General features: G+C 60.9%; 9 protein-coding genes. All 9 read right to left on the bottom strand.

Annotated elements, in window-relative coordinates; genetic code table 11:
* Positions 1-38: 38 nt before the first annotated feature.
* Complete coding sequence (locus tag NKH28_RS22150) at positions 39-4,007, bottom strand: PAS domain-containing protein (RefSeq protein WP_352980427.1); 3,969 nt, start codon at positions 4,005-4,007, stop codon at positions 39-41.
* A 534-nt stretch (positions 4,008-4,541) separates the two neighbouring features.
* On the bottom strand, positions 4,542-6,185 hold the full coding sequence (locus NKH28_RS22145; RefSeq protein ID WP_352980426.1) for a fatty acid--CoA ligase: 1,644 nt from the start codon (positions 6,183-6,185) through the stop codon (positions 4,542-4,544).
* A 98-nt stretch (positions 6,186-6,283) separates the two neighbouring features.
* On the bottom strand, positions 6,284-7,264 hold the full coding sequence (locus tag NKH28_RS22140; protein WP_352980425.1) for a 3-hydroxyacyl-CoA dehydrogenase NAD-binding domain-containing protein: 981 nt from the start codon (positions 7,262-7,264) through the stop codon (positions 6,284-6,286).
* A gap of 2 nt (positions 7,265-7,266) precedes the next feature.
* Complete coding sequence (locus tag NKH28_RS22135; protein WP_352980424.1) at positions 7,267-8,211, bottom strand: 3-hydroxyacyl-CoA dehydrogenase; 945 nt, start codon at positions 8,209-8,211, stop codon at positions 7,267-7,269.
* A 75-nt stretch (positions 8,212-8,286) separates the two neighbouring features.
* Entirely contained in the window at positions 8,287-9,123 is an 837-nt protein-coding gene (locus NKH28_RS22130) for an enoyl-CoA hydratase (protein ID WP_352980423.1), read from the bottom strand.
* A gap of 19 nt (positions 9,124-9,142) precedes the next feature.
* On the bottom strand, positions 9,143-10,369 hold the full coding sequence (locus NKH28_RS22125) for a CaiB/BaiF CoA transferase family protein (RefSeq protein WP_352980422.1): 1,227 nt from the start codon (positions 10,367-10,369) through the stop codon (positions 9,143-9,145).
* A gap of 40 nt (positions 10,370-10,409) precedes the next feature.
* The gene (locus NKH28_RS22120; RefSeq protein ID WP_352980421.1) at positions 10,410-11,213 is read right to left on the bottom strand and encodes an enoyl-CoA hydratase-related protein; all 804 of its coding nucleotides are present in this window, start codon (positions 11,211-11,213) and stop codon (positions 10,410-10,412) included.
* A 67-nt stretch (positions 11,214-11,280) separates the two neighbouring features.
* The gene (locus NKH28_RS22115) at positions 11,281-12,501 is read right to left on the bottom strand and encodes an acyl-CoA dehydrogenase family protein (protein WP_352980420.1); all 1,221 of its coding nucleotides are present in this window, start codon (positions 12,499-12,501) and stop codon (positions 11,281-11,283) included.
* Positions 12,502-12,954: 453 nt separating this feature from the next.
* Positions 12,955-14,307, bottom strand: coding sequence for an NAD(P)/FAD-dependent oxidoreductase (locus NKH28_RS22110; protein WP_352980419.1), 1,353 nt, complete (start codon positions 14,305-14,307; stop codon positions 12,955-12,957).
* Between the last annotated feature and the right edge of the window lie 73 nt (positions 14,308-14,380).

Below are 14,380 nucleotides of genomic sequence, written 5' to 3'. Positions count from 1 at the left end.
CTTGATCGAGGCGGGTCACGCGATTCCGACGATCCTCGTTATGGCCTACCCCGACGACCTTGATCAGATCCACGCCCTGAGCGTCGGGGTCGTTTGCTACCTTCGTAAGCCGTTTGATGAGCGGCACCTGATAGGGTGGCTTCGTGAGGCTGTGCAGTTTTGTCGACCGGGCGATGAGAATTCGTGAGCTCCTTGCCATCGACGGGCAAGGAAAACCTAAGTGCGGCCCCACCTGATGCATTCATGTCTGCCCACAGCCGGCCCCCGTGGGCTTCGATGATCGACTGGGAGATCGACAGTCCCATTCCTACCCCATTTGACTTCGTGGTGTAGAAAGCCTGGAAAACGCGATCGAGATTATCCGGATCGATGCCCGGACCTGAATCGCGCACAGAGACGAGAATTCCACCGGTCTGGGCTTGCTCGGTGCTGATCGACAACTCCCGTGGCCCGGCCTTGAGCGTGCTCATGGCTTCGACCGCGTTCAAGATCAGGTTCAGCACGACTTGCTGCAATTGAACGCGATCCCCTTCGACAGGAGACAGCGCCTCCGCGAGGCGGGTTCGGACCGAGACTCCGTTCTCGGTGATTGCACTTCCCGCCAATCCAATCACTTCGTCGATCGCCTTGTTCAGATCGAAACGAGACTTTCGCGGGGGCGCTTTCTTGATGTGATCACGGATGCGGTCGATGATATCTCCGGCTCGGTCGGCATCGTCAACGATAGAGGCGAGCGCTTCCCGGATTTCGCTCAGATCCGGTGGATTTCTGTCCAGAAAGTGCATCGCAGCTCGGGCATTGTTGCGCGCCGCGGCAATCGGCTGCGTGATCTCGTGGGCCAGCGAGGCGGTCAGTTCTCCCATTACACTCACGCGGTTCATATGCGCGAGATCCGACTCCAGCTGGCGCAGCCTCTCATGCTCTTCCTGCGCGCGCATGAATGCTGTCACGTCGGTGCCGGTGCCGCGATAGCCACGGAATTCGCCCTCGGCGTCAAACACCGGCTTGCCGGTCACCTTCACATGGATGGAAGAGCCGTTCTGGCGAGCGGAGTGATATACGAAGTCACGGAACGATTTGCGTGCATCGAGAGTTGCCCGCAAAAGCCGCCATTTCTCTGGCTCGGTTTCAAGATCGAGAGCGCGATCCCAGCACGCCATGCCGATTCGATCAGCCGAGTCCGCACCAAACGCATTGTCGGTCAGGAGCGTAAACCTGTAGTCCGGACCGATTTCCCAAAACCAGTCGGAGGCACTTTCGGCGTAGTCGCGGAATTTCGCCTCGCTCTCGCGCACTGCCTCCTCGGTGCGCTTGCGTTCCGTCACATCGACATTTGTGCCGATCACTTCGGCAAGTTCTCCGATCGTGGAGAACAGGTGATGGCTGGTTGCCGCCAGATGTTTGACCGTCCGATCGGGGAGCACAATTCTGAACTCGCCCGAGTAATCTTCCTTGTGGCGCAACGCCTCCTGGATTCTTGCCCACACTCCATCTCGATCGTCTGGGTGGATCCGCTGCCACAAAGCGTCGCGGCTCGGAAGGCCGTCCCGTGGATCAAACGCCCAGATTCGGTAACTCTCGTCCGACCAATAAAGATATTGCATCGTTGTCGTATTAAGGGCCCAGGTACCGGTGTGGCTCAACCTTTGCGCTTCCGCCAGATAGGCTTCGCTGCGCCGCAACTGGTCTTCGGCTTTCTTGCGCTCCGTCACATCGATCTGTGTGGTGACAATCTCAGCCAGTTCCCCGCTTGGTGAGAACACAGTTTGGCCGATCGTTTCGAGGTGTTTGACCGTTCCGTCGGGCAGCACGATCCTGTAGCCGATCGAGTAGCCTCTCTTCTCGATCACCGCGCGCTGAACCACTTCGTTCAGTCGGTCGACGTCACCCGGATGGATCCGTTGGAACACCGCTTCGCGGCTCGGAACACCTTCCGCCGGATCAAACCCCCAGATGCGAAAAGTCTCGTCCGATCCATAGAGAATCTTCGTCTCGTTGTAGGCCGAAACACCGCTGTGACTGAGCCTCTGTGCTTCCGCCAGATAGGCTTCGCTGCGACGTAGCCGGTCTTCGACCTTCTTGGCTTCATCGATGTCGACAGACAGGCCGTACCACTGGACAATATGTCCCTGCCGGTCGCGTAGAGGTTCGCCGCGCGTATGGTACCAGCGAAACTCGCCGTCCGCTCGACGGAGGCGGTGCACAGCCTGGTACGACGTTCCGGTCTGAATTGCTTGTTGGAGAGCCCTTATGGTCTCGGAAGAGTCGTCTGGGTGCAGGAAAGCCTCCCATCCGCCATGCTTGAAATCCTCGAACAGCATGCCGGTGTAGTCCAGCATGCGCTGATTGAGTTGGGTGGGTTCGCCGGCGGGGTCCGTTGACCAGAGCAGGCCGGGTACCGTTTCGAAGATCTGACGGAGCCTATGTTCGCTTTCCCGTAGGGCGTCTTCGGCTCTCTTGCGTTCCGTAACATCGATCTGTGTGGCGACAACTTCAACAACAAGCTCCCCGCTTGAGGACAACACAGGTTCGCCAACCGATTCGATGTGTTTGACCGTTCCGTCGGGCAGTACGATTCTGTAGCTGTGCGAGTAGCCTATTTTGTCGCTGAGCGCGCGTACGGGCTGTGCGTGCGCTCGGTCACGGTCGTCGGGGTGAATCCGTTGGGTCACAGCACCAAGAGCCGGAATGCCTTGTTCCGGATCGAACCCCCAGATGCGGTAAGTCTCCTCCGACCAATAGAGAATCTTTGTCGCGGTATAGGCCGAGGCGCCAGTATGGCTCAGCCTCTGTGCTTCAGCCAGGAAGGCTTCGCTGCGCCGCAGTTGGTCTTCGGCTTGCTTGCGCTCCGTCACGTCCATGTTTATGCAGAAAAACTCGACAATCCTTCCGTCCGAAGAAAAAACAGGACGGCCGATTGTGTCGAGGTGTTTGACCGTTCCATCGGGCAGCACGATTCTGTACTCGATCGAGTAGCCTCCTTTCTCGGTGTACGCGCGCTCAGCCGTTGCGACCACCCGGTCCCGGTCGTGGGGGTGGACCCGTTGCGTCGCCGCTTCGAAGCTGGGAAGACCCCGTGCCGGATCAAACCCAAAGATGTGGTAAGTCTCTTCCGACCAGTAGAGAAGCGTGGTGTCGTTGTAGCTCGTGGAACCGGTATGGCTCAGCCTCTGTGCTTCAGCCAGGAAGGCTTCACTGCGGCGCAGACGGTCTTCGGCTCGTTTGGCTTCGTCGATGTCGACAGAAAGGCCGTACCACTGGATGACGTTTCCCTGTTGATCTCGCATAGGTTCGGCACGGGTATGGTGCCAGCGATATGCGCCATCCGACCGACGCAGACGGTGCACAATCTCGTAGGAAGTTACGGTCTGGATTGCCTGCTGGAAAACTTTTGCCGTTTCCGGACGGTCGTCGGGGTGTATGAATGCCTCCCAACCACTGCCAATAGTTTCTTCAAATGGCGCGCTGATATAGTCCAAGATGCGCTGGTTAACATAGGACATGTTGCCGTTGGGTTCGGCCAACCAGATGAGTCCTGGCACTGTCTCAAAGATCTGACGGAGCTTGTATTCGCTCTCCCTAACGGCCTCCTCTGCGTTCTTTTGATCGTCAACGTCGATGAGGACGCCGTACCAGCGGAGCACGCGGCCGTCGCTGGCCTTCAGCGGTGCTCCCCGCACATTGAACCAGCGATGCTGGCCATTGGCTCCGCGAAATCTGCAGACCACATCGGAAGGACTTTTGGTCTCGAGATTTGCGAGCCAATTCTTCACCTTGAAAGCGACGTCATCCGGATGAACTCTATCCACCCATCCCCAGCCGGTGATTTCGTCCAGCGGCGCGCCAAAATAGTCGAGCACACGCTTGTTGACGTACTCGATATTCCCCTCGGGCTCGGCTTGCCACACCAGCGTCGGAAGCGTTTCCACCAACAGGCGAAGCTCTTGCTCGCTGCTGAATGGAGCCGCTTCGGCTCCGTCACCGTCCTTTGACACGGGTCGCTCCATGGCCGGCCTCCAGATTCGGACCTGCCTGTTGCCGGAGACCATGTAACAGAGGACCGCTAACGATCCGGCAAAGGTGGCACGGTCACCTTATCTGCTGCGCCGGAGACGGACTATCCCCTCGCCTCATTCGGGCGATTGGCGAGCTTCAGGAGTTTTCGCCTCTCCTCCCAGGCCACAATCTGCAAGCTGGTATTGGCAAATCCAGCGAATGCGTTCGAGAAAGACGATCTCACATCGTCAATCCATATATGTCTGCAATGAGGGGCTTGTTCGACATGCGGCCAACCATTCATCCACTGCTGGCTTGCCTGTGGTGAGCCTTCCGAAAGATTGCCTGAAAAACGGTCCATACGGTGTCGGAATATTAGCGGAAGCTTAGCCGGGAGGGATGTCTGTCGCTTGCATCCGCATGCTGCGATTTGGTTGTTTCTGCGCACTCTGCCGCCACGCGCAAGGCGGCCCAAACGGCCCTCCCTATCTCGGATTGCGGTGCCGCGCGGCGCGCGCCGCGGCGTCCGCGGGAACGATTGTGACCTAGTGTTCCCTGTATTGCTCTCTGAGCTTCTTCTTGTCGAACTTGCCAACGCTTGTCTTGGGGAGCGCATCGACAAACAGGATTTTGTCCGGGATTCCGAATTTCGATATCACGCCGGCATCAGCAAAGGTTTTCAAATGCGCCTTTATCTGCGTGTCGGTGACATCGCCGCCTATGCGAGCATCCCGGATGACGAGCGCCAGCGGTCGCTCCCCCCATTTGTCGTCCTTGACGCCGATGACGGCTGCTTCCGACACACCCTGGCACTGCGACAGGATATCTTCGAGCTGCAGCGATGACACCCATTCGCCACCGGTCTTTATGACATCCTTGATCCGGTCGACGATGCGGACGTATCCGTCAGGCTCGATGACGCCGATGTCGCCGGTGTGCATATAGCCGTCGGCCCATAACTGCTCTGACGCTTCGGCGTTGTCGACATAGCCCTGCGTGAGCCAGGGCGCGCGCACGACGATTTCGCCCGGCGTTTTCCCGTCATGCGGCAGCTCGCTGCGGTCCCTATCGAGCAAACGGATATCGACCAGCGGCGCGGCCATGCCGGCCTTGGTGCGGATATCGATCTCCTGATCGGAGCCGCCTGCCAGATCGGCGGATTTCACCTGCGCCAGGCAAAGCAGTGGTGCACTCTCCGACATGCCGTAGCCCGCATAGACGTCGACGCCGAGCGCCAGCGCCTGTCTGGCAAGCCCCTTCGGCAGTTCGGATCCGCCGATCACCATCTTCAGGCCGGCGAGATCGGTGTTTGCCGCCGTGGCCGCGCCGAGCAGCATCTGCAGGATCGTCGGCACGCCGTGCGTGAAGGTTACGCCTTCGGTCTTGATCAGCCCGAGGAGCACGGCGGGATCGTAGCGTCCCGGATACACTTGCTTGACGCCGGACAGCGTCGCCGTCCACGGAAACCCCCAGGCGTGGACATGAAACATCGGGGTGATCGGCATGTAGACGTCGTCGCGGCAGAACCGGCCTTGTTTCGCAGCGCTGCCCAGGAAGGCCATTTCGGCGAGCGAATGCAGAACCAGCTGGCGATGGCTGAAGTAGACACCTTTCGGCGCACCCGTTGTGCCCGTCGTATAAAAGGTGGTGGCAATCCTGTTCTCGTCGAAGTCTGGGAAAGCATAGTCGGGCGAAGCGCCGCGCAGCAGCTCCTCATATTCGCCGGCGAAGGAAAGCCCACCTGTCTCAGGCACCGCTCGATCCGACATCAGGATCAGCGTCTTCACTTTGGGCAGTTGCTGCTTGATGCCTTCAAGAACCGGGACGAAGTCGTCATTGACGAGAAGCACCGACGACCCCGCATGATCGATCATGTAGGCGATCTGCTCCGGCGACAGACGCACGTTCACCGTCTGCAAGACCGCGCCCATCATGGGAACCGCGAAATAGGCTTCCAGGAACCGGTTGCTGTCCCAGTCGAGCACGCCGACGGTGTCGCCGGCGCGTACACCAAGCCTGTCGAGACTGTACGCCAGTCGCCCGATGCGCTCGCGCAACTGGCGGTAGGTAAACCGAGTCCTGTCCCGATAGACGATCTCCTGATCGGGTGCCTGCAGGAGCGGCGTATGCCACAGCTGCTTGATCAGCAGCGGATACTGATATGCGGCGCACGCGGGTCTCGCAGCCATGGCGGCGTCCTCGGGATATGTCGCTCGTCAGCGCTCGATGGCGAGGACGCCGGCCAAATGGCTTGATGATGGCGGGCCTCACCTGGCCCGCCTCGGTTCTAGGCGCCGCGATTGGCCTTACTCGACCGCGCCGCTTCCGCATTCGCCTTGTTTCGCAATTCCAGAAGTCCAAGCAGGACCTCGTCGCGCTCGGCGGCGAGATCGTCGATCGACCGCGAACCCACCTCGGCGTGAACACCATCGATCAGCTTTTTCTGCAACTCGGGCGTCAGTTCCGGCGAACCCAGCACCTTCCACCAAGCCGACATCGGACCGGTGAATTGCTGCAGGAAATGCTCCATGCCGCCCTGTCCGCCGCCGAGATGGTTGAGCAGAACCTGACCCATGATGCCCCACCGCAGCCCCGGTCCCCAGGAGACCGCGGTGTCGGCGTCGGCGACGCTGACGACGCCTTCGCCAACCAGATAATACACCTCGCGGGCAAGCGCTGCCTGCAGGCGATTGGCGACATGCCCGGGCACTTCCTTGTGCAGGCGGACCGTTTTCTTGCCCAGACCGGTGTAGAATTCTGACGCGCGCCGGATTGTCTCCTCTGACGTCTTGGCGCCGCCGACGATCTCGACCAATGGCACCAGATGCGGCGGATTGAACGGATGCGCGATCACGCAGCGTTCCGGGTGGTTCGGGCACCCCGACTGGATTTCGCTCATTGTCAGGCCGGACGAGCTCGAGGCGATGATCACATCGGCCGGCAGCAGTTCGTCGAGCTGGCCGTACAGCTTCTTCTTGAAGTCGATCCGCTCCGGTCCGTTCTCCTGGACAAGATTGGCGCTCTTGAGGGCCTCCGGCAGGTCGGCGTTAAAGGCCAGCCGCATCGGCGAGGCCCCCGGAGCGAGCCCCAGCCTGTCGAGCGCCGGCCAGGCCGCTTCGACGAAGCGCCGCAACGACGCTTCCGCATTGGGAGCGATATCCGTCGCCACGACATCCAGGCCCTTTGCCAGGAATTGTGCCGCCCAGCTGGCGCCGATGACACCCGTACCGATAATGGCGACCTGAGAGATTTGCTTGCTGCCAGCCATGGTCATTTCTCCTTCGAGGGGATTTCGGCGTAGGCGATGCCGGTGAGGTTACCTTGGGCGAAGAGAAACGCCCGGTTCTTGGAACCATCGAGCTGTGCGACATAAACGGAGCCGGCGAGGTCGGTGAAGAACATCCGATTGCCTGGAACGTCGAGCGCGATACCGATGCCTTCCATCAGATCGCCGACAAGGAGCTCAGGTCCATAGCCATTTCTGGCGGGCGCATCGATCGAGGCACGATTGACCGTGTTGCCGGCCGGCGGATTGCCGCGATCCGTCCAGTAGAGAAAGCGGCTTTCGAGATCGAGCTCGAGGTCGATCGGCTCAGGCAGTTCATCGAACCATGTTTCGATGTCCGTGCGACTGGCGGCGTCCTCGCCCCTGGGTATGTCTATACCCGCCCGAAAGATGCAGCCGAGGCCGGCATTGTCCGGACCCTTCTGCGTCCAGTAGATTTGTCCACGCACGGGATCGAGCGTGATGCCGACGCACCATTTGGTGGCGTCGCGGCTGTCGTCTTCGCCCTCGCCTGTCTGGACCAACGTCTCGATGTCGGTGCCGTCGAGATTTGCGCGCATCACCCGCATGCCCTCGCGGTCGCACCAGTAGAGCTTGCCGGTCCGCTTCTCCAGGTGGATCTGCTTGGGCGTGTGGGTGACGCCTTTGGGGACGATGACCGTGCGATTGCTGCCATCAAGGTCGGCGCGTTCGATGGTGCCGTCGTTGAGGTTGGGCACGCCCATATTGGTCCAGTAGATATGGCCGGCCTCGACATCGACCACGATGCCGTCAGGAACACGACAGCCGGTGACGATGACCTCCGGGCTGGAGCCGTCCGAATTCATCGAGTGAATGCGCCCACCACTCGCCTCGAGAACGAACAGTCGGCCAACCGTGTCCTTGCTGCCCGATGTTGATTTCGATTTCGTCGCGGAAGCGTCGTTCATGGATTTCTCCTTCGCGGCCTGGGGCCTCGATGCCAAAGCGCGGCATCACTCACATTCGATCGCAAGCCAACCGCTCTATGCGGCCGCTGCAGGTTTCCTGGTTTTGGTGAAGTCAGGCGGGCGCTTTTCCAGAAAGGCAGTCAGCGCTTCCTTCGCCTCCTCGGAGCGGACATGTACGCTGAACGCCTCGTTTTCGGCCCGCATCGCCGCCTTGACCTGTTCGCGGAAGGAACGCTTCAGAAGTCTCTTGGACGCTTGCAGCGCACCAGCCGGTTTAGCTGCCAGCTTCCGCGCCGTTTCGCTCGCCACCGGCAGCAGGTTCTCATCGAGCACGACCTGCGTGACCAGTCCCAACTCCGCGGCGCGCCTGGCATCGAACGCCGATCCCAGCAGAATCAACTCGGCCGCGCGGATGTGCCCGATCGCAGCCGGAACGGCGTAGCTCGAGCCAAATTCAGGCACCACGGCAAGGTTGATGAAAGGCATCTGAAACCTGGTGCTTTCGCCCGCATAAACGAAATCGCAGTGCAACAGCACGGTGGTTCCGCTACCGATTGCGGCGCCGCGCACGGCCGCAACGATCGGCTTGCCGAAATCAGCCAGCGCGTTCATCAGTCGGGCCTGGGGAGATTCTCCAGCGCCTGGAGGGTTCTTCAAAAAGTCTTGGATATCGTTGCCTGCGCTGAAAGCATCTCCCGCGCCGTGCCAAAGCACCACGCGGACGCTGTCGTCCTTGCCCGCGTCATTGAAGATATCGGCGAGCTTCGCGTACATGCTCGAAGTCAGCGCGTTCTTCTTTTCCGGCCGGTTCAATTCGACGCGAAGTATGCCTTCGGACCGTTCCGTCACTATCTCGTCCATCGTCTGCAACTCCCGTCCGTCCAGGATCTGTTTAAGCTCGGCAAAGCTCAAGCAGCTGCGGTACTTTACTCTAGGCGGCACGTCCTGGCGCTTTCGGAACCGTGCCGCCGGCGTGCAAGCTGTCTATCTCGCCGGTGTTGAAGCCAAGCTGCTTCAGGATCTCTTCGCTATGCTCACCTAGCTCGGGCGCGCGTCGGGCCGGAGCCTTGGTGACGCCATGCACCTGCAGCGGGCTGCCGATCGTGAGGTTAAGGTTGCCGCCGGCGCCTTCGAGCGGCACGACAATGTCGTTTGCCCTGAGCTGCGGATCCTTGATCACGTCGGCAGGTGCCTGCACCACGCCAAAGGTCAGATGGGCGTGTTCGAAGACTTCGATCCAGTGCGCCATCGGCTGCGCGGCAAAGGTTTGATCCAGGATCGCGGTGAGCTGCCCCGAATTCGCTGCCTGTTTCGCAGGGTCCGCGAAACGGGCATCCGTCAAGAGATCCGGACGGCCAATCGCATTGGAAAGAGCCGGCCATTTGTCGGGCGTCAGCACGATCAGGAACCATGTGTCGTCAGCCGCCCGATAGACATTCAAGGTCGCGTTCGGCGGGTTGGCGCGATCGTGCAGCGGGAAGAACGTAGCTTCGGCAAGTGCTGCCTGTGCCATGACTCCGGAAGCCCAGATGCCTGCAGCGAGCAGCGAAGTGGTGACGTACGAGCCCTTTCCGGTGCGTTCGCGCCGGTAAAGCGCGGTGACGATTGCCGAATAGAGGCTGACCGCCGTCGCATGATCACCGCTGCCGGTAACCGGGAAGGTTGGTGGGGCACCGGCATCGCGCGTCAGCGACAGCAAGCCGCTTCGTGCCCAGTACGCCGTGAGGTCGAAGCCCGGGAGTTGGGCGTCAGGACCGTTATCGCCATAGCCGGTGACATCCGCATAGATCAGACGCGGGTTCCATGCTGCGACATCGTCATAGCCGAGCTTCAGTTTTTCGCGCGCCGGGTGCGGTGTGTTGACGATCAGAACATCCGCCCACACGACTAGCCGCCGCAGGACTTCCTGCGCTTGCGGCGACTTCAGATCGAGCGATAGTCCACGCTTATTGCGATTATTGAGATGCCAGGGATAGTTGTCTTTTGACCGCGGTTGCGGCGGAACCTTGTAGCCAATGCGCCACGTGTCGCCGGTTGGCGGCTCGACCTTGATCACGTCGGCGCCGAAGTCCGACAGGATGACCGCGGCGGCTGGCCCCGCGATGAAGCTAGCCAAGTCGACCACCTTCAGTCCGGCGAAAATGTTGTCGGTTGCCATAGGGCTGTCCTTTCTGAATTGCCGTGTGCGTCGGGTTTCTTCAGCGTCCACGGAACTGTGGCGCACGCTTTTCCAGGAAGGCGGTCGTGCCTTCCTTCTTGTCCTCGGTTGCGGCGCACAGCCCGAAGTAGGCGGCCTCAAGCAGCAGGCCTTCGCCCTGGCTCGTCTCCATCCCCTTGTTTGCCGCTTCGAGCGCGAACCTGATGGCGACCGGGGCGTTGGCGGCGATCTTGTGCAGGATCGCCTCTGCGCGCGTGATCAGATCGGCAGCCGGAACGATCTCGTTGACCAGCCCGATGCGGTATGCCTCTTGCGCTGTGATCATCTCGCCGGAAAGGATGAGCTGAAGGGCGCGGCCCTTGCCAACGAGCCGTGGCAGTCGCTGCGTTCCGCCGCCGCCAGGCACCAAGCCCAGTGCCACTTCCGGCTGGCCGAACCTGGCCGTTTCCACGGCGATCCTGATCGTGCACGCCATCGCCGTCTCACAGCCGCCGCCAAGAGCGAAGCCGTTGACGGCCGCGACAACCGGCTTGCCCAGATTTTCGATGAGGTCGAGCACTCCTTGCCCGAAGCGGCTGGACTGCTCGGCCTCGAATGCCGATACCTGCGCCAGCTCGCCGATGTCGGCGCCCGCGATGAACGCCTTGTCGCCGGCGCCGGTCAGAATGACGCCGCGTATCGCTGCATCGTCGCGGGCATCCTCGAACGCCTTTTTCAGATCCGACCACGTCGGCGTGTTCAGCGCGTTGAGCACCTTCGGGCGATTGACGGTGACATAGGCGATTGCACCCTTCTTCTCATAGAGAACGTTTGCGAGCGCCGGGCCCGCCGTTTCCACGGCCATGATGATACTCCTGTTCAGGAAAGGGCGGCGAGCCAGGGTGGGGGGAGCGACCCCGGCTCGCCGCTGCTCAGACGAAGGCGCCAAGGCCGGTAATGGCTTTGCCGACGATCAGATTCTGCATCTGATATGTGCCCTCGTATGAGTAGAGCGCTTCGGCGTCGTTGAAGAAGCGCGCCACATTGTAGTCGGCAACGATGCCGTTGCCGCCGAGCAGCTCGCGGCCCCATGAAACAGTCTCGCGCGACTTTGCCGTGCAGAACGCCTTGGCCAGCGAGGCGTGGTGGTCGGCAAGCTTGCCTTCGTCATCCATCTGCGCCAGGCGAACCATCAGGCACTGGCAAGCGGTCAAATTGGCGAGCATCTTGGCCAGGATATCCTGCACCATCTGGAAAGAAGCGATCGGCTTGCCGAACTGCAGGCGCTCCTGTGTGTATCTCAGTGTCGCCTCGAACGCGCCCATCTGAATGCCGGTCGAAGCCCAGCCGACCATGTAGCGCGTCATCCGCAGCACCCGCGCTGTATCGCGAAACGAGTTGCCGCCCTGCAGGCGGTCGGCTTCCAACACGCGGACGTCCTTCAGCGTAATAACGCCGTTCTGAACGACCTTGAGCGCGATCTTGTGCTCGATCTTCTCGACGCTGAATCCCGGCGTCGTCTTGTTCTCGACGATAAAACCCTTCACCTGGTTGTCGTCGAGGTCACGCGCCCAGATGATCGAAACGTCGCACCACGTCGCGTTGCCGATCCAGCGCTTCTGTCCGTTGAGGAGCCAGGTGTCGCCCTCGCGCTTGGCCGTCGTGGTCAGCCCGCCGCTCGTGCCCGAACCGACCAGCGGCTCGGTCAGACCAAAGCAGCCGATCTTTTCCCAGCGCGCCATCGGCGGCAGCCACTTCTGCTTCTGCTCCTCAGAGCCGTCGAGATAGATCGAGCCCATAGCCAGGCCGCTGTGCACGCCGAAGAAGGTGCAGAACGAAGCGTCGACGCGGGCCAGCTCCATGGCGACGAAGCCGAACAGCTTCTGGCTGCCGCCGGCGCAGCCATAGCCCTCATAGCCGAGGCCGCCGAGCCCGAGCTCCTTGAACGAAGGCAGCAGCTCGAAGGGGAACGCGTCGTCGGACCAGTATTTGTTGATGATCGGCTGGACCTTGCTCTCCATGTAGGCCCGCACCTTCTTGACCACCGCCAATTCGTCTGGATTGAGGAGATCGGCCAGCTGGTAGAAGTCGCTGTTCGGCGCCGGCAAAGGCTTTGCCTGCCTCTCGTCCTTCGCTGCGGTTGCCACTGCCATCCTCGTTCTCCTGCTCGATTGTCCGATCTTTCGGAATGAAGTGCGTGAGCAGGACTATGGCTTCGGGCGGCGCTTTCTTCTTGGAGAACTCTGCGGCGGGTAGGACGCCTGTGCCCGATCATGCGCATCTGGATTCGTATGTGGAGTGCCATCAATCGTGACCCACAAACGGGGAGCCAAACGGACGGCGAAGACCTCTCGCCCTTTATCGAGGCGCCACCTGTTCCACGACGAGACCGGAAACGGCAATGGTTATGTCACGCAGCTTGGTGGCAAGATCCGTACTCACCAGCGTCAGCAGGTGGGTGCGGAGTGCCGGCCTGCTGGCCATGAACTCCACCAGCTGCTGCCAGTCCCACTTTACGACAGTTGCGTGGCCGCGAGCCGTCCGCGCCACGCCCCGTCAGCGACGCGACGGCTTCGAGAAATCGCCGCTTGGCGCGCCAGACAGAGTCACGGTGCTGTGGTTTCCTTAATCGGAACTGCACCACCCGCCAGTGGAGGCGGTTCGGAGATCAGCCGCGAACTGCGCTGGCCGGTCAGGTAGGACCACAGCCATTGCGATTGAACCCGCCAACGATTTTGAAGTTGGGGGAGAGCCAGCAGATGAACGAAAGCCCATATGAACCAGGTCAGGAAGCCAGCCATTCTCAGATGACCGGACTCCAGGATGGCGTAGTTCTTGCCGACGACCGCCATGTTGCCCTTGTCCCGGTAGCGAAACGCGCGCTTTGGTTCGTGCCCTTTGATTTTATCGGAGATCAGGCGGCCGACATAGCGCCCTTGCTGGATTGCCGCCTGCGCGACGCCGGGCACGGGTTGCCCGTTCTGTTGCTGTATGGACGCCGCGTCGCCGACCACGAATATGTCGGGTTGACCCGGCACATTGAGCGAAGGCTCGACCAGCGCCCTGCCCGCGCGATCCGCCTTGGCACCAACCATGTGGACGACCGGCGATGCGGCCATGCCTGCGGTCCACAAAACAGTTGCACTGGGAATTCTTTCGCCTCCCGCGATGACGCCCTCGGCGTCGACACTGTCGACCTTGACGCCGAGCAAGACCTTGACGCCGAGCTTGGCAAGGTGTCTGGCGACCTTCTTTGAGAGCGACGGAGCGAAGGTCGGGAGAGCCCGATCTCCTCCCTCGATCAAGGTAATCGTGCTGGTTGCCGGATCGATCCGCCTGAAATTCCCACGCAGCGTCACCCTAATCATTTGTGCGATCGACGCCGCGAGCTCGACACCGGTCGCTCCGGCGCCGACGAGCACGAAATTCATCTGGCGCGCGCGCTCATTCTCGTCATCGGTCGCTTCGGCCATCTCGAAGGCGCTCAGAATTTTGTTTCGGATCGCCTCCGCGTCGGCGAGAGTCTTAATCCCCGGTGCAAAGGCTGCGAACTCGTCATGGCCGAAATAGCTCGGGCGCGTGCCCGTGGCGACGACGAGGAAATCGAAGCGCACCTTGCGGATACCGATCCCGGGATAGACGGTATCGACGGTGCGATGGGGCAGATCGACGCCGACGATGTCGGCGAGCATCACATCCAGATTGGCCTGCTTTGCCTCCAGCTGCCGGATCGGCGCGGCGATCTCGGACGGTGCCAGCACGGCGGTCGCCACCTGGTAGAGCAACGGCTGGAAGATATGATGATTGCGGCGATCGATCAGGACCACGTCCGCATCGGATCGCTTGAGAGCCCTTGCCGCTGCAACGCCGGCGAAACCGGCACCCAGGATAACGACTCGCGGCCGCCTTGTGTGCGAACCATTGGCGTCAATTTCAGAGGGATCAATCTCGGCCAACATCGCTCATCACCTCATGACTCGTGCATCTGGCCGATCTGACGGCCATACAATGCGATACCTTCCTAATGCACAT

It is taken from the genome of Mesorhizobium sp. M1227, assembly GCF_040318315.1.
Classification (GTDB): domain Bacteria; phylum Pseudomonadota; class Alphaproteobacteria; order Rhizobiales; family Rhizobiaceae; genus Mesorhizobium.
Note: the sequence above shows the minus strand (reverse complement) of the source record. Positions and strands in the feature narration are given on the sequence as shown.

What these genes read in the sequence shown, in the direction of transcription:
- NKH28_RS22150 (WP_352980427.1), bottom strand. Translation starts at nt 4,007, where the DNA reads ATGGAGCGACCCGTGTCAAAGGACGGTGACGGAGCCGAAGCGGCTCCA.
- NKH28_RS22145 (WP_352980426.1), bottom strand. Translation starts at nt 6,185, where the DNA reads ATGGCTGCGAGACCCGCGTGCGCCGCATATCAGTATCCGCTGCTGATC.
- NKH28_RS22140 (WP_352980425.1), bottom strand. Translation starts at nt 7,264, where the DNA reads ATGGCTGGCAGCAAGCAAATCTCTCAGGTCGCCATTATCGGTACGGGT.
- NKH28_RS22135 (WP_352980424.1), bottom strand. Translation starts at nt 8,211, where the DNA reads ATGAACGACGCTTCCGCGACGAAATCGAAATCAACATCGGGCAGCAAG.
- NKH28_RS22125 (WP_352980422.1), bottom strand. Translation starts at nt 10,369, where the DNA reads ATGGCAACCGACAACATTTTCGCCGGACTGAAGGTGGTCGACTTGGCT.
- NKH28_RS22120 (WP_352980421.1), bottom strand. Translation starts at nt 11,213, where the DNA reads ATGGCCGTGGAAACGGCGGGCCCGGCGCTCGCAAACGTTCTCTATGAG.
- NKH28_RS22115 (WP_352980420.1), bottom strand. Translation starts at nt 12,501, where the DNA reads ATGGCAGTGGCAACCGCAGCGAAGGACGAGAGGCAGGCAAAGCCTTTG.
- NKH28_RS22110 (WP_352980419.1), bottom strand. Translation starts at nt 14,307, where the DNA reads ATGTTGGCCGAGATTGATCCCTCTGAAATTGACGCCAATGGTTCGCAC.